This window comes from Nioella sp. (genome assembly GCF_965215655.1).
In the GTDB taxonomy this organism is placed as follows: Bacteria; Pseudomonadota; Alphaproteobacteria; order Rhodobacterales; family Rhodobacteraceae; genus Nioella.
Genome location: NZ_OZ244111.1, coordinates 783,646 through 805,706, shown reverse-complemented (window position 1 = coordinate 805,706; position 22,061 = coordinate 783,646). Strand labels below are relative to the sequence as shown.

General features: G+C 60.7%; 25 protein-coding genes. 9 read left to right on the top strand and 16 right to left on the bottom strand.

Features of this window, described 5'->3' with window-relative positions:
- Window positions 1-11: 11 nt before the first annotated feature.
- The gene (locus tag ACOOEX_RS04150) at window positions 12-944 is read left to right on the top strand and encodes an IS5 family transposase (RefSeq protein WP_420394792.1); all 933 of its coding nucleotides are present in this window, start codon (window positions 12-14) and stop codon (window positions 942-944) included.
- Here ACOOEX_RS04150 and ACOOEX_RS04145 read toward each other — a convergent pair.
- The 13 genes from ACOOEX_RS04145 to ACOOEX_RS04085 form a co-directional block, all read right to left on the bottom strand.
- Window positions 925-2,073, bottom strand: a complete 1,149-nt coding sequence (locus ACOOEX_RS04145; RefSeq protein ID WP_420397251.1) for a PriCT-2 domain-containing protein — start codon at window positions 2,071-2,073, stop codon at window positions 925-927. The two genes, ACOOEX_RS04150 and ACOOEX_RS04145, sit on opposite strands and share 20 nt — an antisense overlap.
- On the bottom strand, window positions 2,073-2,297 hold the full coding sequence (locus ACOOEX_RS04140; RefSeq protein ID WP_420397250.1) for a DUF6511 domain-containing protein: 225 nt from the start codon (window positions 2,295-2,297) through the stop codon (window positions 2,073-2,075). Before ACOOEX_RS04140 ends, ACOOEX_RS04145 begins: the two co-directional genes overlap by 1 nt.
- Entirely contained in the window at window positions 2,294-4,030 is a 1,737-nt protein-coding gene (locus tag ACOOEX_RS04135) for a DEAD/DEAH box helicase (protein ID WP_420397249.1), read from the bottom strand. The genes ACOOEX_RS04140 and ACOOEX_RS04135 overlap by 4 nt, the downstream gene beginning before the upstream one ends.
- Window positions 4,024-5,028 carry a hypothetical protein gene (locus ACOOEX_RS04130; protein ID WP_420397248.1) on the bottom strand — a complete coding sequence of 335 codons (1,005 nt, stop codon included), beginning with the start codon at window positions 5,026-5,028 and terminating at the stop codon, window positions 4,024-4,026. Before ACOOEX_RS04130 ends, ACOOEX_RS04135 begins: the two co-directional genes overlap by 7 nt.
- The gene (locus ACOOEX_RS04125) at window positions 5,028-5,390 is read right to left on the bottom strand and encodes a hypothetical protein (RefSeq protein ID WP_420397247.1); all 363 of its coding nucleotides are present in this window, start codon (window positions 5,388-5,390) and stop codon (window positions 5,028-5,030) included. Before ACOOEX_RS04125 ends, ACOOEX_RS04130 begins: the two co-directional genes overlap by 1 nt.
- A gap of 64 nt (window positions 5,391-5,454) precedes the next feature.
- Window positions 5,455-5,955: a DUF669 domain-containing protein gene (locus ACOOEX_RS04120; RefSeq protein WP_420397246.1), complete on the bottom strand. Its 501-nt coding sequence runs from the start codon at window positions 5,953-5,955 to the stop codon at window positions 5,455-5,457.
- Between the two features lie 21 nt (window positions 5,956-5,976).
- Window positions 5,977-6,723, bottom strand: coding sequence for an ATP-binding protein (locus tag ACOOEX_RS04115; protein WP_275813896.1), 747 nt, complete (start codon window positions 6,721-6,723; stop codon window positions 5,977-5,979).
- Window positions 6,723-7,220: a hypothetical protein gene (locus ACOOEX_RS04110; protein WP_420397245.1), complete on the bottom strand. Its 498-nt coding sequence runs from the start codon at window positions 7,218-7,220 to the stop codon at window positions 6,723-6,725. Before ACOOEX_RS04110 ends, ACOOEX_RS04115 begins: the two co-directional genes overlap by 1 nt.
- Complete coding sequence (locus tag ACOOEX_RS04105) at window positions 7,213-7,989, bottom strand: hypothetical protein (RefSeq protein ID WP_420397244.1); 777 nt, start codon at window positions 7,987-7,989, stop codon at window positions 7,213-7,215. Before ACOOEX_RS04105 ends, ACOOEX_RS04110 begins: the two co-directional genes overlap by 8 nt.
- Window positions 7,986-8,471 carry a hypothetical protein gene (locus ACOOEX_RS04100; RefSeq protein ID WP_420397243.1) on the bottom strand — a complete coding sequence of 162 codons (486 nt, stop codon included), beginning with the start codon at window positions 8,469-8,471 and terminating at the stop codon, window positions 7,986-7,988. The genes ACOOEX_RS04105 and ACOOEX_RS04100 overlap by 4 nt, the downstream gene beginning before the upstream one ends.
- Window positions 8,472-8,484: 13 nt before the next feature.
- The gene (locus tag ACOOEX_RS04095; RefSeq protein WP_173507329.1) at window positions 8,485-8,694 is read right to left on the bottom strand and encodes a helix-turn-helix transcriptional regulator; all 210 of its coding nucleotides are present in this window, start codon (window positions 8,692-8,694) and stop codon (window positions 8,485-8,487) included.
- 156 nt (window positions 8,695-8,850) lie between these two features.
- On the bottom strand, window positions 8,851-9,768 hold the full coding sequence (locus ACOOEX_RS04090) for a hypothetical protein (protein WP_420397242.1): 918 nt from the start codon (window positions 9,766-9,768) through the stop codon (window positions 8,851-8,853).
- A 13-nt stretch (window positions 9,769-9,781) separates the two neighbouring features.
- Complete coding sequence (locus ACOOEX_RS04085; protein WP_420397241.1) at window positions 9,782-11,005, bottom strand: hypothetical protein; 1,224 nt, start codon at window positions 11,003-11,005, stop codon at window positions 9,782-9,784.
- Window positions 11,006-11,164: 159 nt separating this feature from the next.
- Between ACOOEX_RS04085 and ACOOEX_RS04080 the strand changes: the two genes are divergently transcribed.
- From ACOOEX_RS04080 to ACOOEX_RS04050, 7 genes are all read left to right on the top strand, one after another.
- Window positions 11,165-11,485, top strand: coding sequence for a helix-turn-helix transcriptional regulator (locus tag ACOOEX_RS04080; RefSeq protein WP_317672284.1), 321 nt, complete (start codon window positions 11,165-11,167; stop codon window positions 11,483-11,485).
- On the top strand, window positions 11,482-12,399 hold the full coding sequence (locus tag ACOOEX_RS04075) for an ImmA/IrrE family metallo-endopeptidase (protein ID WP_420397240.1): 918 nt from the start codon (window positions 11,482-11,484) through the stop codon (window positions 12,397-12,399). Before ACOOEX_RS04080 ends, ACOOEX_RS04075 begins: the two co-directional genes overlap by 4 nt.
- Before the next feature lie 490 nt (window positions 12,400-12,889).
- A complete protein-coding gene (locus ACOOEX_RS04070; RefSeq protein WP_420398320.1) occupies window positions 12,890-13,297 on the top strand; it encodes a DUF2924 domain-containing protein in 408 nt (135 codons plus the stop codon).
- The gene (locus tag ACOOEX_RS04065) at window positions 13,297-14,622 is read left to right on the top strand and encodes a recombinase family protein (RefSeq protein ID WP_420397239.1); all 1,326 of its coding nucleotides are present in this window, start codon (window positions 13,297-13,299) and stop codon (window positions 14,620-14,622) included. Before ACOOEX_RS04070 ends, ACOOEX_RS04065 begins: the two co-directional genes overlap by 1 nt.
- Window positions 14,619-15,005: a hypothetical protein gene (locus ACOOEX_RS04060; RefSeq protein WP_420397238.1), complete on the top strand. Its 387-nt coding sequence runs from the start codon at window positions 14,619-14,621 to the stop codon at window positions 15,003-15,005. Before ACOOEX_RS04065 ends, ACOOEX_RS04060 begins: the two co-directional genes overlap by 4 nt.
- Before the next feature lie 119 nt (window positions 15,006-15,124).
- Window positions 15,125-15,658, top strand: a complete 534-nt coding sequence (locus ACOOEX_RS04055; protein WP_420397237.1) for a DarT ssDNA thymidine ADP-ribosyltransferase family protein — start codon at window positions 15,125-15,127, stop codon at window positions 15,656-15,658.
- Window positions 15,658-16,302: a DarT1-associated NADAR antitoxin family protein gene (locus ACOOEX_RS04050; protein ID WP_420397236.1), complete on the top strand. Its 645-nt coding sequence runs from the start codon at window positions 15,658-15,660 to the stop codon at window positions 16,300-16,302. Before ACOOEX_RS04055 ends, ACOOEX_RS04050 begins: the two co-directional genes overlap by 1 nt.
- Window positions 16,303-16,327: 25 nt before the next feature.
- Here the strand turns inward: ACOOEX_RS04050 and ACOOEX_RS04045 are convergent, their stop codons facing one another.
- Window positions 16,328-17,164 carry a DUF3883 domain-containing protein gene (locus ACOOEX_RS04045; RefSeq protein ID WP_420397235.1) on the bottom strand — a complete coding sequence of 279 codons (837 nt, stop codon included), beginning with the start codon at window positions 17,162-17,164 and terminating at the stop codon, window positions 16,328-16,330.
- An 88-nt stretch (window positions 17,165-17,252) separates the two neighbouring features.
- On the opposite strand from ACOOEX_RS04045, the gene ACOOEX_RS04040 reads away from it, so the two are divergent.
- Window positions 17,253-17,579: a hypothetical protein gene (locus ACOOEX_RS04040; RefSeq protein WP_420397234.1), complete on the top strand. Its 327-nt coding sequence runs from the start codon at window positions 17,253-17,255 to the stop codon at window positions 17,577-17,579.
- Window positions 17,580-17,682: 103 nt separating this feature from the next.
- On the opposite strand, the gene ACOOEX_RS04035 is transcribed toward ACOOEX_RS04040, so the two are convergent.
- A complete protein-coding gene (locus tag ACOOEX_RS04035) occupies window positions 17,683-20,775 on the bottom strand; it encodes an efflux RND transporter permease subunit (protein WP_420397233.1) in 3,093 nt (1,030 codons plus the stop codon).
- Window positions 20,772-22,007 (bottom strand): efflux RND transporter periplasmic adaptor subunit, encoded by a 1,236-nt coding sequence (locus tag ACOOEX_RS04030; RefSeq protein WP_420397232.1) that lies wholly within the window; start codon window positions 22,005-22,007, stop codon window positions 20,772-20,774. Before ACOOEX_RS04030 ends, ACOOEX_RS04035 begins: the two co-directional genes overlap by 4 nt.
- Window positions 22,008-22,061: the final 54 nt, after the last annotated feature.

Here is a 22,061-nt window from a genome sequence, read left to right as displayed (position 1 = left end):
AGCTGGCGAGCATGAGCAGTTGGTCCCTTATGACGTACAAGACCAGGAACTGGCCTTCGTACAACACGGCGCTGAAGCAGCGCGGTTCGCTATCGATCTGGTTTGATCCCGATATGACCTGGCACGCGGCACCCACCGGCAAGCGCGGGCGGCAACCCGAGTTCAGCGACGCGGCGATACAGGTTTGTCTCACGATAAAGGTGTTGTTCGGCATGCCCCTTCGCCAGACGACCGGGTTCGTCGAAAGCCTGCTGCGGTTGGCAGGCCTTGACTGGAAAGTGCCGGACTTCAGCACTCTGTCTCGCCGCCAGAAGACCCTGAGCGTCGCCATCCCTTATCGCGGAGGAACGGGTCCTTTGCACCTGCTGATCGATGCGACCGGGATCAAAGCCGAGGGCGAGGGAGAGTGGAATGCCCGCAAGCATGGCGGGTCAAAGAAGCGCCTTTGGCGCAAGCTGCATCTTGGTATGGACGAGGAAACACTGGAGATCCGCGCAGTCGGTGTCACGACAAGCAACGTCGGCGACGCCCCTATGTTACCCGACCTGCTGGCACAGATCCCGCCCGACCAAGAGATTGCCACGGTCACCGCTGACGGAGCCTATGACACGCGCAGATGTCACAATGTGATTGCCGCTCGAGGTGCCGTTGCCGTCATCCCACCACGCAAGAATGCGCAACTCTGGAAGCCAACTACGGCGGGTGCTATCGCGCGAAACGAAGCCGTGAGGGCCTGCAAATATCTCGGACGGGCACTCTGGCGAAAGCTGACAGGCTATCACCGACGAAGCCGCGCAGAGACGAAGATGCACTGCGTCAAACTCCTTGGCCAAGGCCTGATGGCCAGAGACTTCGACCGGCAGGTCGCTGAGCTCCAGATCCGGATCGCGGTGCTCAACCGCTACACCGCTCTTGGCATACCCGTCACTGAGCCCGTAGGATGAGTCCGTCCGGGGAAAGGGGAAGCCTGCCCTTCAACCGATTTGTGCAACAGAGCCTAGTCAACATGTAATCCGTCAGATCACCCACCAGACCCTCAGGCAAGGCCAGCGAGAACGGAGGCGTAGTTGAGGAAGACGATGGCGCAGCTGTTGTCACATCCAGCCTCGCGAGAAGTCCTGCCGCCGGATGATCCGCGTCATTGGTCAGACTGCCGTCCAGGCGAAGGTCAGGCTCAGGCTGCCAGCCGCGTTCCATCGCGAGATGGTAGATCGTGCCGGCCCCGATCCGGTCGGGCTTGAAGCTGGCCCAGGCCTTCATCGTGGTGGCCGGCACATCCTTGGCCGCCTGCGCGGACCAATCCGCAAAGAGATCGGCCCCGGCCTCGCCGAGTGCCCCTTTCAGGGCCATGCCGACGCGCATCCAGCTGTCGTAGTCCAACTCGGCATTGGGCAGCCAAGCGAGCGCCGCCTCGATCGCGGGCAAAGTACCGATCTGGCTGTGGGTACGCGCGATTTCGGCGGGTGCTACTTGGGTCGTCAGCCCGCGCTGCCGCAGGGATTCTGGCAGCAAAGCATAGGCCTCGTCGAGGAAAGCGGTAGCAGCCTCGGCTGTGATTTCGGGCAAGTCGGCGATGTCGATGTCCGCCAAGCCCTCCTCGGGCCAGGTATAGGGTGCACTTGTGTCCGGATGGATGGCATAGGCCACGAACTGCTGCCCGAGGCAGAGCACCTCCAGCGGATGGCGCTTGATGCCCCGGAATGGCGTGGCCGTGCGATAGACCAGCATCCGCTTTGGCGCACGACCAATACGCAGGGCGGGTGTGTCGCCGAGGCGCTGACGTGCCAAGCGCTCAATTTTCAGCGCCAACTCTGCGTCGTCCTTGATATCAATATCGACCGCCGCAACCGTGCCGCCGACAATACCAACACCGCACTCCGGCCAGCTTGCCCAAGTGGCCACCTCGACCTCGGTGGTGCCGCGTTCTGCATGGCGGTTCCATTCCGGATAATCCGCCCAGGATCCACGCTGGAAACGGCCGGGCTTTTTCGTGCCCGGGCCGATGGGCAGGATGGCATAGCCATTGGTCACAAGCCGCGCGCCGAAGCGCGCCATGAAGGATGTGTTGGTCATCAGAAAGGCACCTCGGGGGTCATGGCGTCGAGACGCGTGCGGTCCTGGCCCGCCAGCTCGCGCAAGTGGTCGCAATATCCGGCGACAACCGCGTCGATGAAGCGGTCCCACTCGGTCTCAGTAAGGGTGGCGAGATCGGACTTGCCGATACTTTCGAGATACTCGCCGCCCATCTGGCCGCCGACAGTCATCGCCTGCATCTCATTTGGGGTGGGATCGATCATGCCCTTCCTCCTGTGGCAGATATCTTGGCAGGTCCGGCTGCAGAGGTGCTTGCGGCTGGCATCGCGGCGCGGGTCCGAGACCCGGAAATTCCGGTCGAACCAGCCAAACCCACGAGGTTGCCGGTGGCAGACGGCGCAGAGGCCGGGGGAACTTTGGCGCATGGGTCAAACCTGTAGCCGGAAACTTCGACATAGCGGCCCGCGGGGCGGACCGAGATCGCACTGGGGCGCGTGAGCTCTTGGGCCTGCAAAATGGCCTCGTCCACGCTGAGCGGCACCGGACAGCCGGGTGCGCGCTTGCGCCACCATTCTGCAGCCTTCTGACGCGCATAGCCCTGGTGCTCGATGCAGACCCATTCGCTGTAGGACTTGATCCCGCAGCTATAGGTGACCTTCAGCGAGGGTTGCCCACCCAGCTTGTCGTGGCGGCTGTAAGAGACGCCGTGCACGGGCAGCCATTGTTGCTTTGGCGACAAAACCGGCAGCGTGGCCGCTGTGGGAGCGATTTTGACCTCCCGGGGCGGGAAGACATAACCGCAGTCCGGGCATTCCGCCGCCGAGAGCGCGATGATGCTCTCGCACTCGGGGCAGAGCTTGGTCGGGGCCTCACCGCCACCACCTTCTCCTGGGCGTTTCGGCCGCACCAGATCAATCGGCCCGTGGCGGCGGACATTGCCGGCAAAATCGAGGACCAGGCAGTTTTCCTTGCCCGGAGCGAGGCGCGTGCCACGGCCGACCATCTGCACATAGAGACCGGCGGACTTGGTGGGGCGCAGGAGCGCAATCAGATCGACGCCCGGCGCATTGAAGCCGGTGGTCAGCACGCCCATCGAGGCGAGCGCGCGGATTTCACCGCGCTTGAAGGCGGCGATAATCGCGTCCCGCTCGTCCTTTGGCGTGTCCCCAAAAATGGTGCTGCAGATGATGCCTTGGCGGGCGAACTCCTCAGCCACATGGCGCGCGTGCTCGACGCCCGAGCAGAAAGCCAGCCAGGACTTTCTGTCACGACCGTGCGCGATGATTTCGGTAACGGCGGCCCGCGTAATGGCCTCCTGATCGACCGCAGCAGCCAGATCGCGCTGGATGAAATCGCCTGCGCGGGTGCCGACCTTCGAGACATCCAACCGGGTGGCGGGCTGTTTCGAGACCAACGGGCTCAGATAGCCAGCGTCGATAAGATCCCGCACCGGGGCCTCATAGGCGATATCCGTGAAGAGCGCATCCTTGCCTTCGTGCAGCATGCCGCTGTCGAGCCGGAACGGCGTGGCGGTTAGCCCGATGACCTTGAGCGCGGGGTTGATGCGGGTAAGGGCATCAAGGAAGCGGCGATAGATCGTGCTGGAATTGCCGGGGATGAGATGCGCCTCATCGATCAGCACGAGATCCGTGTGGCCCACCTCCTGCGCGCGGCGATGGATCGACTGGATGCCTGCGAAGAGAATGCGTGCATGTGCCTCGCGCTTGCCCAAGCCCGCCGAATAGATGCCGGCCGGGGCCTCGGGCCAAAGGCCGGTCATCTCGGCATAGTTCTGGGCGATCAATTCGCGCACATGGGTAACGATCAGGATGCGCTGCTCTGGCCATGCCTTCAGCACGCCCTCGATGAAGGCGGCCATGACAAGGGACTTGCCGCCCGCGGTCGGGATCACCACCAGCGGGTTCCCTTTATGGTTCTGGAAATAGCCGTAGATCGATGTGATCGCGGCCTGTTGATAGGGGCGCAGGGTCAGCATGGCGCGGCCTCCTTGTTGCGGGCGTCGTTTGCCCAGGTCGTGCCATCGGCCATGCGGTAGGTGACGAGATCGTCGCCCGCATCGATGACCTCGCCCGGGACGAGATCGGGGATGAAAAGATGGCGGTTGCAGGCTGCGCGCTGCTCGGAAGGCGTCAGCATCCGGTCGTGGCGGGCGCAATGCCAACCACCGAAGTTCTTGCTGGTCGCGCTTCCGGACGAAGAACCGGTATCCACTTCTTCTGGAAGCGCTCCGACGGGCGTCGCATGCAGGCAGGAACGGCATGTTACGGCCGCCCCACCACCCTCATGGCAGGCGGCATGGTGATCACAGAACCGGCATTCGAACCAGGCCGAGTCCTCGCTGATCCGCGCGGGCGGATGCTGGGCAAAGATGATGCGCCCGGCCTTTTCCAGCAGGCGCTCGGCCATGGCGCTGTCGGCTTCGATGCGCTCGACATGCAGTGCGTCGGTGTCCTTGCAGACTGCCACATACAGTGCGCGGGTGATCCCCGTCAGGTGCATGTAGATCTGCATCTGCGCGGCATGCTGGGGCTTGGCCTGCACCACGCCTTTGGCGGCCAGCTCAGTGAAGCTCTTGACCCCATGGGTCTTGAACTCGAGCACATGCCAGGTCTTCGGGGCCTCGAGAATGCCGATGGCAACGCCGTCCAGCGAGCCGCCGAAATGGCCGCCATGGTCCTCGACCCGGAACTGGCGGCCGGTCTCGGGATCGACCTCGAGCACGGTCGCCCCGGTGGCACGCAGGTTGCGCACGAGCCGGTCCTCTTCCAGCTGACCCGTCTCAAAGAGGCGCAGCAGGCGGCCGGAATGGCGCGTGGGCGTGACCCAACGGAAATCATACCAGAGTGCGCGGGCGCAGGATTTGCCGATGATCGAGGCGCCAAGGTGGTCACGGAAACCATCACCCTGCCGGGCCTCATAATCGGCATAGATCGCCGTCAACGTCGGTGTGGGGGCTTCGGGAAGCTCTGCCATCACAGACCCTCCCGTTCGGTGCGGGCCTGCGCCTCGGCCAGAATGCCATCCCAAGTCTCGGGGTCATGGCGCTCGCGCAGAACGCCGATCAGCGCGTCCTTCAGCTTCTCGCGGCGACGGCGGCCGGTGCCTTGGGCCAGAAGTTCCGCCCGTTCGCGGCTGAGATGCCGGAGCGCCGTGCGGGCCCGGTGGAACCAGTCAGGGTCGATGGGCTTCTGGCCACGCTGGCGGGCAAGGTCGGCCGTTGCGATCTGGGTGCGGATCTTGGCAATCGCATCGTCGAGTTCGATCAACCGGCGCTGGTCTTCAGGCAAGCCGGGGCTGGTCGCAGCCACAGGGGCCGCGTTGGTCATGTCAATCATGGAAGTATCCTCAGATGGGGTTGCGCGCTGCCCCGTCAGTCAGGGCGCAGGGCAGCGCGAAGGCTCAGCCTTTCTTGTTCCAGGGCGCGGAGGCCATTTTGGGCGGCACCGAAGAGCTGGCCGGTTCGGGCGCAGGCTTCGCCGGACGGGCGGCCGGGGCCAAACCACGCTCGGCCGGCAGGTAGGCAATCGCATTGCTCTCGCCGTAACCGTTCTTCGGCGGCTTGATCTTTACCTGGATCGTCATCGGGATCAGGTGCAGCTCCTCGCTGTCGCTGACATGCATCCGGCCCGTGGCATGGCAGATCGCCGAAAGCGTGCGCTGCGCGATTTCCACCGTGGTCGGGTTCGGGTTCACCAGGTTCAGCTGATCGAAGATCTTCCGGCCCTTCTGCTCACCCTCGAGAATGTCGATCATCAGCCACAGAAACTGGCCCATGCCATTCTTGGTGACGCGCATCTCGCTCTCGACAATCTGGGCGCGGTATTTGCCGGCGGGCAACAGCTCGTAGGCGGTGGTGGGCTCGACGCTGGTCGCGTCAAAAGAGGTGTCGAAACGTGCCATGGTATTATCCTTTCAAGGCAATCATTCAGGTTGGGGCATGGCTGCGAGGAACTCTGACCACTCAAGCGGCAGGGTGTCCGGCAGGCCGTAACGGTTTTTGGCGAGGAAGGCGGGGCGCTCTTCGGTGTGCATGACGCGCGCACCGGACCCGAGCGCCCGGGTCACCTTTTTGTTGAATCCGACATCGGACTTGGCGACCGAGATCTGGTAGTTGGCGAAGAGCACGACGTCTGAATGCTCCTGCAGAAGCGCCGAGGCGCGGGTCTGCAGCTTGATCACATAGCGATCGTAGGGCTCGTGCTCGGGGCTATCAAAACGCTTGATGTCGGTATGGGCGATCTGGATGACCACCATGCCCTTCTGGTCCCGAAGCGCATTCAGCTTGTCCAGATATTCGCGCCAGACATTCAGCGCTTCGGCGTAGCCCTTGCCGAACCCTGGCGCCTCGATCGAGACCCAGTTGCTGCGCTTGCAGGTCTCAGCCCAGATCAGCGGCTCAAGCCAATCGATGCTGTCGATGACCACCGTGCCAAAATCGTGGTCCTCGTTCAGAAGCGCATCGAGGGCTTCAGCCACTTCTGCGTAGCTCGTCGCCAGCGGAAAGTGCGGCACCTGCAGTTTGCCCAGACCATCCTCGGTCATGATGAACACAGGCCGGTCGGCCGCAGCGGCAAATGTGGATTTGCCGACCCCAGCCACGCCGTGGATCAGAATGCGCGGTGGCGTCAGCGCCGATGTGGTGCGCAGAGATGCGAGGGAAATCGCCATCAGAACTCTCCCATGTCAGTTTTAGGGGTGGAAATCGTCGCCGCGGCGGACGACTTTTCGCCGGTGACAGCCGCGTAGAGCGCATCGAGCCGGTCGGCTTCCGCGAGGCATTCAAGTCCCTTGCGCCGCATGAAACGCCGCGCATCGTCGAGAAGATCGGGTTCAGCGATCAGCTCGGGGACCGCAACATATTCCTCGGCGCTTTCGACGAAATAGGACTTCGAGCGCAGATCCCTGACGAGTGGTGCAAAGGCGTCGCACCGATCGGCGAAATCCCCCTGACCCAGCCCATCATCACGATTACGCAGGATGCGCTTAACTTCGGAAATGATCCCGATGCGGAGCATGCGCATCGCGCCTTCCGCCTGTGCCTGCGAACAGGTCAACGGGAAGGCTTCGCCCATGATGTCATCGGCTATTTTCGGGGCATTGTTGCCAAGCTGGGAGGCCACCTCCCAGACGCGCTCGGCAAAGGCTGCTGACTGACTGTCAAGCATCGAACCACTCCTTGATTTTGGTGAAAGCTTCCGACCCGGCCGCGATGGCGGCGACGTCGAGATGGTGAAACTGGCTGCCCTGAGCCTCGGTCATGCCCTCGCGGGCCAAGGCGAGCGTGTCGTCCGAAGCCCATTCGGCGAAGGCTCGGAACGTGCCGGTGACATGCTGCCAGGCGGCCTGTTGGGGTGTCGGCGGGACATAGAGCGGGTTCCGGCGACTGGGTTTGCGCTCAGGGCGCATTCCCCGCATGGCGGCATCGACCACCATCTTGCGCAGTGCCGCCCGGTTCGGTTCCTCACCACGCTCGAGTTTCTCGTCGAGGGTGCGGCGTACGATGCCCGGTTCAGCCTCTTCCGCGTCGCGGATCAGGCGCGCATCGTGAATGGCTTTGCGCGAAAGGCCGATGTCCGCTGCGGAAGGAACAACCTCGTTCCCCTGCGAAACGAGGTCCGTTCGCACCCCGCTCTTGCCGACCTCACCTTGGGCCTGTGCCATGTCATATTCGTCGGCGAGGCGGCGTTTGGCAGCGGCTTCGATTTCCAACGCATCAGCCTGAGCGCGATGGGCCGCCGCAATCAGATCATCATGCGCGGACTTGGCCCGGCTGAGGCGCGCAGCACGCTTTGCGACATCGTAGGCAAGCCCTGCGGCCTCACGGGCTTCGAGAACTTCCGCCGAGGTCTTCGCATTCGAAAGCATGGTCGCGGCACGATCAATCAAGCCGGGAAGGCTCGGATCGCTCTGGGGGATGGGAAGAAATGCCGTCACGACGCACCTCCGTTCAAAACGAAACGGAACTTGGGCTTGCCAGTCCGGACGGTCCGGGCGGGTTCGAACCCCTTGCGCCAGCTTTCCGGCAGGGCACCGTATTTGCGCTCGGAGACCGACAGCTTCGTGTCGATGAACTCGGACGGATCTTCGCCAGCCGACGCGATGTTTACAGCGATCTGGGCGAGCTTGGCCTGGTCCCAGTCGATACGCTTGGGCAGTTCGGCGATCACGGTGACGCCGTCATCCTCGAACCGGATGGTGCCCGTATCCTTGCCTGCCCCATGGCGCGTTGTCTGAGCGCGGTCCGCATATTTCAGGGAAATGGCGCCATCGAGCCAATCCGCGAGAGACTTGGCTTGCGCCAGTTGCTGATAGGCTGCGTCTTTCAGCATCGCCAACTGATCGGCAGGCAGCGCGGCAATCTCGCCCACCGGCATGTGGGGAATGTCGGCCAGGGTGATGTGGTTTGAAATTGTCATGTCGTCCCCCCCCTCACGCCGACATCGGGCGATGGGGTTCGTGATCCGCGCCGCGGATCTGTTCGGCTTCGAAGGCCTCGACATCCTCAAGCCGGTAGATCACCCGGCCGCCGAGCTTGATGAATTTCGGGCCTTCGCCCGTCCACCGCCAGCGCTCCAGCGTGCGGTGCGAAATATTCCAGCGAGCCGCCAGCTCGATCTGGGAAAGGTGCCTGATCGCCATGTGAACCTCCTTGGGATTTGCGCGAACACTTGCGGGATCACCATGGCGGAGGGCGTGGTAGGGCTTCGGAAGGGGAACGGTAGGGGAATTGGTAGGAGGCGAAGAAAAGCAAAACGGCCGCTCAATCGAGCGGCCGTTCCCATTCTTTTCAATGCCTTATCTGGGCGGCGCTTCGATCCAGCAGTTGCCCTCATCATATTTAATAAAGGTCTGCCATTCTGTTCGACCGCTAAACGCCTTTGAAAGGCTGTTGGTCTTTTCCGAGAAACCGGCCTCAATCAACGTGGGAATGGTTCTACAAACGGGACTCCCAGACCAATAGGCATTGAACAATAAGGCCAGAAAGTCACGATGAAGCAGGCCTCGAAACTTGATCTCTTGTTCATAAACATAAACGACACCGTAATCGTCCGAGTGGTCGATTGGAAACCGACGCTGCGCTTGTCCAGGGAACACCCGCATAGCAACGGCTGACGGCGAGATTGCCAATTTGCCGGGAGCACTTGCGACATCAGTCGCGCTGATGACGATGTTTCGTTTGTTCGCAATTTTTGGGATGCGCCCTCCAGACGTCGATGTCAGGATGACACGCACAGCGTCTGGCGATCGATTGTCAGCGAGCGTACAAAACTTGTCCCAGATCACAGGATCTGAAAGCCGCCGGGCAAACCAGACTGGCACCGGCGATTTGGCCCCAGCGAGCCGAATGTTGCCGATGTCCCATGCAATGCCATCGATCAGAGAGACAGGGCGCTCGGGGGCAACACGTTCGAAGCCGACCAGCATCTTGGCGAAGACCCTCTGATAATCGACTGCCAGGGCAGCGATCTCAGCGGCATCGACCGCGACCCACCGGCCCACGCTGTTGGTGTACCCGTACTGCCTGCGCTCGGCGCACCATTCCGCCGGGATGGGCTCATCTTCGAAGTTGTCCATCGCCGTGACGACCGGGATATGCCCGGACGCCACCAGAAGTTCGGCCTCAAGCAACTGATCCGTTGCCCGAGGTGACACTTGCCGCAAGGTCGCTGCCTGCACCTTGGCTGCGCGGGTTTCCATCACCTGCAACAGCATATCGACGGCCCGATTACTCAATGAGATCACCGAGATCAGCGGTGTCGGTCAGGATGCCCCAGCGGCGCAGATACTTCTCACCGATCAGCCGCTCATGCGGGGTCATGTCCTTGAGGTTGCAGCCATGTGGCATGGTCACGGTCAGCGTAAGGGATTTGCCACGCCCACCACCGGGGCCAGGGTGGAACTTGATCGTGAACCGGGCGCGGGTAACGATCCATTCCGGCATCTCCGACGCGATCGACAGGACATGCCCGGTGCTGCCGATGTCGAGCCCGATGCGCTCTTCCGCCATTTCCCAGACAGTGCGGTCGGCGCCCGACATGGATTCGAGAATGATCCGTTCGTTGGGCTGACCGACCTCCATCAAGCGCAGTTCTTTCACGGTAACGCCGACGATTCCGTCTTCGACGTCGGTCGGAAAGTCGAAGGGCTTCAGCAACATGCTGAGATCGTATTCCCGAAGCGGGATCGGCTTTTCCTTGAAATCGATGCCAAGCAGGTCCCGCGCCATATAGGCCGTCAGATCCCTCCGGTCTTCCAGCGTATTGGCCACAACCTCGATAACGCCGGTATCCGCCTCATAGGTCAGCGACGCTTCGAACACCGGCTTCACGATCCGACGCGACAGCGTGCTGTTCGCGTCGAACCCCAGCATGTCTTCGGGGCGGCCTTCCCGGTAAACGGCAACCTGAACCAGGTCGCATTCCTGATCTTCGAGGATAACGCGGTGCCGATCGAAAATATCGACATGCACATGCGGGGTGTCGAAGCGATCGCGGATCGCCTTGGTAAAGGCGGCAACAGAAATCGGATCACGGCGAACGGCGCAGTCCTTCTCGACCTCAAAGCCATTCCACGACCGCGTCCGACGGCGCTCGTCGTTGTAGCGCACCTCTTCCGCAAGGCGGAAACGGTCGTTCTCGTTCAGAAAGACCCAGAGCGAGCGATTGTTGGCCCCCTCGAGCGTGTCGAAGACGGAGCGGTTCTGGACGACGTTTTGCAGGGCATTCTGCCCGGGCTCATCCGCCAGCGCCGCGACGCGGCCAGCATCAAGGACAACGCGCTGCTTTTCATCATCGGTCATGCCGTCCACCGCTTTGATGAGCGGTTCGACGATCTCGGCCTCGGGCTTTGTCCAGTCGACGGGAGCGAGCGACGTGAACCCGCCAGCCGTGAAGTAATCCTTCAGGCGGACAACAGGGGTTTTGCGGAGGAAGGCGGAAATAGCAGTCATGGGCAGACCTTTCGAGACCGGGAGCAGGGAGAATCGGCGCATCGCGATACGCAGGCGTTCGATATATACCGAACAAATCGTCGAGTCTACTTGCGCGACACGTTTTTGTTCGGCATATCGAACAAGTGTCCTGAACCCAAGGAAAACAAGGATGATAAGATGACCACGTCCCTCGGCGCGAAGATCAAGCGCCACCGCCAGGAAAAGGGATACTCCCTCGACAAGCTCGCCGAACTCACCGACTCGAGCAAGAGCTACATCTGGGAGTTGGAAAACCGCGACACGCGCAAGCCGTCCGGTGAAAAGCTGACCCGCATCGCCCAGGCGCTCGAGGTCACGACCGATTACCTGCTTGATGAAAGTGAAGAGCCCAGCGATCAGGTGCTGAAGGAGGCGTTCTTTCGCAAATTCAGCAAGCTCAAGCCGGAAGATCAGGAAAAGATCACCGACATGATCGACTTGTGGAGCAAGAAGAGTTGAGCCTGCGCTTGTCGCCCAAAGGCTGGGCAATCCGTCTGACTCAAATCCTGTCGGCCGTTCAGGGCACGCACGGGCTGCCGCGTTTTCCCATCGATGTCGCGGCACTGGCGCAGGATATTTCGCGCCAGCTCTTTCCGGATGCGCCCATCACGATGGTCAGGGGCCTCGATCTGTCAGATGGCATCGAGGGAATGCTGATGCCGCACCCCAACGGCTCGGGTGAATGGGGCATCATCTACAACGAAAACATCCGGTCCGAGGGACGGCGCAATTTTACGCTGGCCCATGAACTCGGTCATTACCTGTTGCATCGGCATTTGCACCCCGCTGGCCTTGAGTGCACCAACCGCAACATGGCGGACTGGGACGAGCGCAGGAACAAGATCGAAGGTGAGGCCAATACCTTCGCCTCCTACCTCTTGATGCCGCTTGATGATTTCCGCGCGCAAATCGACGGCCGCGTGATCGACATCGACCTGATGACTGAATTGGCCGACCGCTATGCTGTTTCGTTGACAGCCGCGATCCTGAAATGGATGACCATCACCCATAAGCGGGCGATGATCGTCGTCGGCAAAGATGGCTTCATCGACTGGTCATGGTCCAGCGAACCGCTTCTGAAATCCGGCGTCTTCTACCGCGCCCGGCAGATTGTGACTGAGTTGCCAGCGGCATCTCTGGCCGCGCAGGACGTGGACTGGGATACTGGCCGTCACGGCCATCACCACCCGGCCGGTGTCTGGCTCGGCAGCGAACCCGTGCGCGAAATGACCGTGTTCTCACCTGGGAACGAGATGTCGATTTCGCTGCTCCTATATCCCGACCGCGGACCGTCGCGGTGGGAGATGGCCGAGCTCGAGGAAGAGCCCGAACTCGACACGTTCGACAAATTCATGGGTGGCGATGCACGCTGATTCGCGCCCTGAACAGTCTGCATCAGCCATGGGGACGACGGGGAGCGTGCGCAGATTTTCGCGGCGTTACGCATAGCCCGGCACTGTCCCCAAAATATTGAAAAGCTTGTGTTTTCCTAATTTCGCGATACCTTTTGACCATCATCCCAATCGCGAAAAGTCGCCATGTCACACGTACCAGAAACCCCGATTTCGGGGCCCAATCCCCTATGCCCTGATCGCATGTCGTCAGACGCACGCCTCGTCGAGATCGGCCGCATCTTGGCCGCTGGCGTCATCCGGCTGAACGCTACGAAGTCCAGCGGTTTATCTGCCGAGAACGGAGACAGTTTCGTGGACTTCTCGCCCCGAAAGAGCGGTGGTCGTCGTGCAAAACGTATCCGCATCGGAGGAATTCATGAAGCATCACAATAAGATAACCCCTGCTCAACCGGGTCATGATCCAAGCCTGGATCAGACGGTGCTGTCGCGCCTGGCCGCCCTGAAGGCGATGTCAGTCAAGGAGTTGAAAGCCGAATGGGAAAAGCTCATCGGGACCTCGGCGCCGAACAACAGCCGTGCATTTCTCGAAATGCGGATTGCCTATCGCCTGCAGGAACTGACCTACGGCGGGCCTGACCGCGAGACCCGCCGCATGCTGGATCTGCTGGCCGATGAAGTCGAAGGCCACGCCCGGCGCAAGCACCAGATTGCCGATCCCCGCAATCCCGTGGCGGGCACGAAGCTGCTGCGCGAATGGGACGGCGTCGAGCACTGCGTGACAGTGCTGAAAGACGGCTTCGATTGGCGGGGACGCAAATTCAAATCCCTCTCCGCCGTCGCCCGCGAAATCACCGGCACCCGCTGGAACGGGTATCGCTTCTTTGGCCTGCGGGAACGCCAGCGGGAGGACGTGTGATGGACTTCAACACCCGCCCCAACCGCCGCCTGCGCTGCGCCATCTACACCCGCAAGTCGAGCGAGGAAGGGCTCGACATGGAATTCAACAGCCTCGACGCGCAGCGGGAAGCCTGCGAGGCTTACATCGCCAGCCAGAAGTCCGAAGGTTGGGTCGCCACGTGCGAACGCTATGACGATGGCGGGTTTTCAGGGGGCAATCTGGACCGCCCCGGCCTGAAGCAGCTGCTGGCCGATATCGACGACGGGCTGATCGACGTGGTGGTCGTTTACAAGATTGACCGCCTGTCGCGCTCGTTGATGGATTTTTCGAAGCTGGTCGAGGTGTTCGACCGCAACGGGGTAACCTTTGTCAGCGTCACGCAGTCCTTCAATACGACCACCTCGATGGGGCGGCTGACACTGAATATCCTGCTGTCCTTCGCCCAGTTTGAACGCGAGGTCATCGGTGAACGCATCCGCGATAAGGTGGCCGCGTCCCGCAAGCGCGGCATCTGGATGGGCGGCTATGTGCCCCTCGGATACGATGTGCAGGATCGAAAGCTGGTGGTGAATGAGGCCGAGGCAGCCGCAGTGCGGGGGATTTTCCAGCGGTTTATCGAGCTGGGGTCCGCGACCGTGCTGGCGCGGGAATTGCGCAGGGAGGGCTTTCGCAACAAGCAGGGCACGCTGATCGACAAGGGATATCTTTACCGACTATTGAACAACCGGGTCTATCGCGGCGAGGCCTTGCACAAGGGCAAAGCCTATCCCGGAGAGCACGACGCCATCATCGATGCCGACCTCTGGGATCGCGTACATGCCATCCTGCAGGAAAGTCCCCGCAAGCGGGCCAACAACAGCCGCGCGCAAACTCCTGCTCTCTTGAAGGGGCTGATCTTCAGCGAGAACGGTGCCGCCATGACGCCGACCAGCACGAAGAAGGGGGCGAAGCTCTACCGCTACTATGTGTCCATGGACGTGATCCGGAACCGCGAGACCGGCGAAGAGACCGCCCCGATGCGGCTTGCCGCCGGAATGGTCGAGGACGCGGTCGTGACCGAAGTTCGGCAAATCCTGCAAACGCCGGAGGTGGTAACACAAGTGCTGGCCGCCCTGAAACGCGACGGCGGTGGTGCATCCGAAGTTGACGCCATCGCGGCGCTGCATGAGTTCAGCGCGCTCTGGTCGCAACTCTTCCCGGCGGAACAGGCCCGCATCATCCAGTTGTTGGTGCGGCGGGTCACGGTCACCGCCGCCGGGCTCGAGGTCGACATTCGCCGTGAGGGCATCGCCGGGGTCATTCGCGAGATGGTGGCACCCAGCAGGCTGGAGGCTGCGGAATGACCAAACCCAACGACACGATCCGCGTTCTCATTCCCCTGACAGTTCGCAAGAAGAACGGGCGGCCGAAAATCATGCCGCCTGCCGACTACCGGCCGAGCGAGGATCAGGCCCAAGATCCTCATATCCTGCGCGCCATCGGCCGGGCATGGGGCTGGCGGCGGCGCATGGAGGCCGGTGAGTTCGCCACCATCCAGGAACTGGCCGAGGCGGTCGGGCTGGCCGAGCGGCATGTCAGTCGCCAGCTGCGCCTCGCCTATCTGGCGCCAGAGGTGCTGAGGCGACTGACCTGCGGGCGGGAGGCGTCGGCGGTCAGCCTGTACGATCTGTGCTTTCTGGCGGGGGAGATATGGCAGGAGCAGGCAGAGCAGGCGTTTCCCGGCTAGGCTGCACCCATTTGCTACCTCTTGGCTAGACGCTGGCCTTTGGCCTACAACAGAGGGAGCTTGAGAAAACGGCCGGTAAGCGAACTAGACGTTTGCGCGCCCCAAGGACGAGGCCATGAATGACCGTAGATGAACTAATCGAAAAAATTAAAAAGAGCACTCAGCATAATTACCTGTATCACTTTACTGACGAGGCGAACTTCCCTTCGATCAGCGCGAAGGGGTTATTATCCAAGGAGCGCATGAGAGCAGAAGGTTGGTGGCCGCCATTGGCGACCGGAGGAAACGCTTTAAGTCATGACCTAGATACTCATCGCGGCATCGATCCATATGTCAGCCTATGCCTCACAAGAAGCCACAGAATGAAATTTCTCGCCCAGAAGGACGGCCGTCTTCCAAATCCTAGGTATCTAGGAATTCACCCGGAAGTTTTGAAGATTGAAGGTGCGCGGATTGCATTCGGGGTCGCAAATGCAAATGGCGTCGAAATTCTACCGGTAATCGAAGCCGTGAAGAAACTTGATGCGGAGGTCTTATACGATCGCACGAACTGGTCGGATCCGGCTGTTCAGCAACGTCTACAAGCCGCCGAAAAGCTGGAAGTCCTTGTTCCGAATTGTGTGCCAATAGAACTCATCGCTGGAGTCTTCTAATGGCAACTCGCCCGGTTTTCTTCCCCAGCTCGGACGAAGCTCATCTTGTTCACGAGAGATCATTTGAATTCCCATGGTCATCAGGATTCGCAGAAGTCCAAAAAAAGAAAAATATCGATGCCCTGCATTCGGCGGCACGCCAAAGGGGGGTCCAGAAGATTCTTGAGATATCATCAAAGTCATCAGAAGAACTGGGCCGGAAGCTTAGTGCTTTCAGCCTAAAGATCGATATTGGCGGCCAGAAGTTCTCCCTGGAAAGCGTATATCAAGGGTCAAAGGTTTTTGAAAAAGGAGGCCCCTTCCCAGAGATTTTCGATCTTAGCCCTAGAGAGGCCAAGCGGTTTATCAGAGAGGGGGATTTTGGGAAGCTGGTCAAGTTTGAGCTCGAAGGTCAAACATTTCCTCTTTCGCCAATGAATGCGTTCTACGACTGGCTCTACATCCGATCATTGGCTGATCATGCCGAATGGATCAGTCGCAATGTCCACTATGAAGCCTTTACCGACATTGAGTTCAATCCAGCGAAACAAGTGAATTGCCAAGCTCGCGCCTTCGCGGAATACCTCACGCTTCTCAAGAAAGGGAAGCTCTCCGAAGTTGCAAATGACTTCTCAGTCTTTGCCAAGATGATCCGCGCGATTTGATGCGCGGTTTCGGGTGCAGCTTGTTTTAGTGAAAACTCGCCTGAAAGGACGTAGCGGTCAGTGAGACATGCGCGTCCAGCGGCGGGTGCAGCTCGAACGCCTTCGGCTCGCGCGCGAAGTGCCATAGGCGGAACAGGGACCATTCCGAGTGCCGCTCCTGGGACACAGCCAGCTCGTTGCGGCTGATATGGAATGGTGTGCGTTCCCAGCCGTTTGTCGTTTTCACCTCGATCAGGCGCGGGCTGCCGTCCGGTGCGAAGCTGGCGATATCGTAGCCGGCACCATCACCATCCTCCTCCGAGACCCACCGGACCTTGCGCGCAAGATCGTCGCGGCCCGCTGATTTCAGTGCTGCACGTTCGTGCGCCAGCACGCGCTCCTCACCGGCGCGGCCGAGGGTGCGGTTTCGCTCGTCTCTCGCCGCGACATCGAATTTGCGGGCAATGTGGAGCATCTGCTCCAACTCCTGCGGCGGCGGCTGGTTAGATAACGTAGGCGGTGGCCCGATCCAGATCGGCCGCGCCTCCGCTAGGCCAGTCGGCGCTCCTTCACCCGAATGGCGGTCGAGCCAGGCCGGGTTCAGCGCCAGCCATCGCGCCACTGCATCCACCAAGGTCATCTGGAAATTGAACGCGGGCTTGTAGCCGGGGATCCAGTCCTCGCCGAGCCCCTTGAGCACCGCGCTGATATTCTGGTGTTTGAACTCGACTGATCCCTCCGAGCGATCGTTCAGCAGCGGCAGGAGTGCCCGGCGATGCTCGGCCTTACTGTAGCGACGCGCGGAGATGTCATCGGCCAGCATCGCGAAGTAATCCGCGACGATCAGGTCGTTCTCTTGATCTGACCAGGCCCCTTTTGACATTGTGCCAGGTTAGGGGCGGAAACTGCGTTTGTCACCAAAGGCTCCGCGCAACCCTACGAATTAAAGCGCAACAGAACGCCGCCTTCGGATGTCTCTGTTCGCGCCGAGAACAGATGAACCCGCTTCAAATGCGGCGCAGTTCGATTTCAGCACTGTGCTGCGCGCCATCGGCCGGGCATGGGGCTGGCGGCGGCGCATTGAGGCCGGTGAGTTCGCCACCATTCAGGAAGTGGCCGAGGCCGTCGGACTGGCGGAACGGCATGTTAGTCGCCAGCTGCGCTTGGCCTATCTCGCGCCAGAGGTCCTGAAGCGGCTGACCTGCGGGCGCGAGGCGTCAGGGGTCAGCCTGTACGATCTGTGCTTTCTGGCGGGGGAGGCTTGGAGGGAGCAGGCTGAGCGGGTTTTTAGGGCATGAATTTTGGGGCCGTGAAGCACTGGTTTCCTGACCTTATGTAGATTTATGATGTAAAGTGATCGGACAGTGCTTTCTTCGCGCAATCAATTTTTGGATCAGCATCCTATCCGGCTATTGGATTTGCGGTTTTGCGCGGCCGGATATCCTCAAGCGCTGCATAGAACGCAGGCAGCACCAGCAAGATCAGAACTGTCGCCGCCAGAAGGCCAAAGACGACCGAGATCACGAGTGGCTTCAGCGTCTGGGCTTGTGTCGATGTTTCCAACAGCAGAGGGGCCATTCCCATGATGGTGGTCGAGACCGAGACAAAAATCGGTCGGAAGCGCGACCTGACGGCCTCTCCCGCGGCCAGCGCGGCTGAAAGCCCGTCTGCGCGGCGTTCATTGATGACGCCGACCAACAAAATCGCATTGTTTACAACAATACCGGCAAGTGACGCGGCTCCAACCAGAGACGGCATGGAAATGTTGTAACCCATAAGGACATGGCCCCAGATCACACCAAGAAACGCAAGCGGAATGGTGATCATAACGATGAACGGCTCAACATAGCTTCTGAACTGGAAGCTGAGCACGATGTAGATACCTACCAACCCGATCAAAAACCCGCGCAGGATCGAGGCGACGGTCTCGGCTGAATTTGCCGCTTGTCCACCAACTTCGAAGTCGAGACCAGGGGTTGTAGTCACCAAATCAGGGAGAAAACCCTCAGCCAGTTGAGCGGTGATAGCGTCAGCATTGCCCATGCGACCGTCTACGTCAGCAGCGACAGTCAGCGTTCGCAGGCCATTGCGTCGCGTGATGCCTCCCCATCCGCGTGCCTCGTCGATGGTAACGATGCTGGATAACGGCACGGTCCCTCCATCGGGCAGGGCAATTTCGAAGGCATTTAGGTCGGCGCGAGCAGCGCGATCATTGTCGGGCAGCCGCACTTCCAGATCCCAAGCCAGATCGCCGCGCCGGATTTCCGTAAGCTGCGTGCCAAGAAAGGCGGCACGAAGTTGGCCCGCCACTTCCGTGGCGGTCAGGCCAAGCGCCTCTGCCCCCGGCGATAGGGTCAGTCGCAACTCGGGCGCGCCCGGACGCAAGTCGAGGATCGCGTTACGCACACCGGCGTAGGTTTCGAGTTCAGCCAAAGTGGCACGCCCTGCCGCTTCGAGCGTGACAAGGTCAACGTGAGACAGGCGCAGTTCAACGGCTATACCCTGAGGGCCAATCCCCGGTTCAGTCAGGATTAGGGATGATACTCCAGCCAATGGGCCGATTTCCTCTCGCCATAGCGAGACTATCTCATCCAATGTATTTGCGCGGGTCTCGGCGCCGAGAAGGTCCACTGCAACGGTGGCGACATGAGCGCCAGTCTCGCCGGTCGACAGGTTGCGGCCAAGTCGGGTAATGCGACGGATTACGAGTGCCTGCGGCGCAGGCTGTTCGGGCGAGAGGCGCTCATTCACTCGGTCCAGAGCAGCCTCAACCTGTACAACTGCCTCTGTGGTTCGCGCCAGCGGAGTACCGGCAGGCAGCATCAATCGCGCTTCGAGAACATCGCCATCTATTTCAGGCATAGCCTCCCGTTTGACCACGCCACCCATGAGAGCGCCAACCGTCAGGATCAGGGCACCAATGGCTAGGCCTACGACCAGCCAGCGTGCCTTTATCGCTGCGTCAGCCAGACGGCCCACACCACGTTCACGCAAGGTATCAAAGCCTGCATCAAAACGGGTTCGGAAACGAGACGGAGTGGTTTTCTTCATCCCACCTTTTAGGTGATGGGGCAGTATGAAAAAGGCTTCGATAAGCGATGCGGCGAGCGCCGCCAACAAGACTACTGGCAGAACCTCGAGTACGGCACCCAATTCACCCGCCAAGTAAGCAAGAGGAAGAAACACTGCCAACGTCGTTAAGAATGACGATATAACGCCAGGGGCTACAGCTGTGACACCTTTGGTTACGGTCTCGACTGTCGGTTTTTCGGCGGCATGGACCGCGATGGAATCCGCGATCACAATAGAATCGTCCATCACGATGCCGATTGCCATAAGAAGCGCGACCAACGTCATCATATTCAAGCTGAGACCAGTCAATGCCATCCAGAGGAATGCACCGGCAAAAGCGACGGGCAAGCCCATTGCCGCCCAGATCGCGAAACCGGGCCGGAAAAACAAACTCATGACGATGACGACCAGAACCAGGCCGATCACCCCGTTCTGCACCAGCATCACCAATCGATCGCGGATGATGGATGTCACGTCCTGAACGACCTCAACTCGGATAGAGGCAGGTAGGTGAGTAGTTTCTTCGGCTACCAGCGTTGCCACGCCGTCCAGCACGCGCAATGCGTCTGCATTGAGCGCTTTCGCCACGTCAAGCACGATAGCGGGAGCGCCATCGACGAAGGCGCGATCGTGCGGCGGCTCGAAGCGCTCCTCAATCAACGCCACGTCGCTCAGCGTCAGAGTAGCGCCATTCGGTAGCACCATAACGGGGATCGTGGCCAGCGCAGCAGCGGTGTCACGCTCGGCGGTGAAGCGCACAGTAAGTTCGGCGCCATCTCCCTCGAGCGTTCCGATAGGAAGGTCAATGTTCTGCGCAGCGATAGCCATAGCAAGTGCCGCGGGTGTGAGCCCGTGGCCTTCCAGTACTGTGCGCGAGGCAGAAATTGTAAGTGTGCGGGTGCCCAAGCCTCCGCGCGTAACACGGGCAACGCCAGGCAGAGCTGTCAGGCGGTCCAACAGTCCGTCTGCGTAGAAATCCAATTCGCTTAAGGGCAAATCGCCCGAGATCGCAACTGATGTGACAGGATCGGTGCGATGTAGTTCACGGACAACAGCCGGATCTGCGCGATCTGGGAAGGTGTCGATAGCCGAAACCTCGGTCCGCAGAGAGTTAACGAAGCGCAAAGCGTCATTGCCAGGCGCCATTGTGGCTACTGCTCGCGCGCGACCAGCCTGTGCGGTGCAGGTGAAGGTTTCTAGCCCCTCGACACTTTGCACACCGTCCCAGAGAGGCGCGCAGATAGCTGTTTCCACATCCTCGGCGGCCGCCCCTCTGTAGGGTACGACAATCTCGGCTTCCACTGCGCGGAAATCAGGGAAGGTCTCGCGCAAAAGTCCGGGCGCGGCAAAGACGCCTGCGGCGAGAAAAAGAAGAAGAAGAAGGTTGCCCGCCGTCGGATGGCCCGTGAACCAACGTATCATGGCTGGACCTCGATCGGCGTCAGCGCCATGCCGGGAATAGCAGGAGCGATGTCGTCGATGACGACGATTTCGCCCGGCTCGATTCCGTCGGCGATGACGATGCGCCCATTCTGAGAAAGGGCAACAGAGACCGGGCGCAATTCTAAGAGGCCACCGGGACCGACGACGCGTACCATACGGCCGTGGAGCGCTGTTTCAGGAATTACAATGGCATCGGTGAGCGGCGCGCCTTGGAAGGAAATCAGCACTTGCATGTTTGGAACCAGCGGCATGCGGTTTGGTGGGTTAGCTCCAGCGTATGGATTATCGACTGCCACCACGACCGGCACCGTCCGAGCGCGGGCGTCAAGCGCCCCCTCGACCCGACTAATGTGGGCTGACCACATCTGCGATGGATCTGACAACGGACTGAGAACCACATCAATCTGCGTGAAGGGCATGGCGCGCATCATCTCTGAAACAGAGATCGCATCAGGTGTGTCGCCCAATAAGCCGCGAAAGCTGTCGATCGGCAGATGCGCCACGACCTCAGCGGCTGCGATGCCATTAGCACGAATAACGACCTGACCAGGAGCGACGGTTTGAAACAGCTCGGCACCGACCTCGGTGACTCTTAGGTCGAAAGGCGTTCTTATCCCAGTGTGTTCCAGCGCCCTCAAGGCCCGCGCAATGGCGGCCTCGCTGCGTGCGATCTGTGCTGCGATCCGGGCCTCACGAGGCGGGATCAATGCGAGGCTGTTTTCCAGTTCGGTGACAGTGCGGCGAGCCAGAAGCGTCGCGCGCTCGGCCTCATCACCGCGGGATTGTGGGACGGTGCCCTGTGCGGTCAGCGTGCGAATGCGCTCCAGGTCGGTTTCGGCTAGAGCCAGCCGTTCGCGCTCTAATTCCAAGATCCGGGTAGTGTTGGCCGCCTCGGTAGCCAGCTGCGCGCTTTCAGCGTTAAAAGCCGCTAGGTCTGCCCGGGCCTGCGCCAATGCAAGCTCGTAATCGGCAGGGTCAATACGCAGCACTTCGGTCCCGGCCGGGACCAGGCGTCCGGGCTCCAAGTCGGGATGACGCCAGATCACCTCACCCTGCACCTCAGAAACCGCAACCCAGGTCTCGGCCGCACGCAGGTTGCCCCAAACATTTACATTGGGGCGAATGATCTCTGACGTGGCCGTAATAACCCGGACTGGCAGTGCAGGTACCGCACCGTCGACCCGTGCTGGTCCGGGAGCGGATGAAATCAACCAGACTGCTGTAGCGATACCGAGAGCGATGGGCGGGGCCGCAAAGAGAGGTGC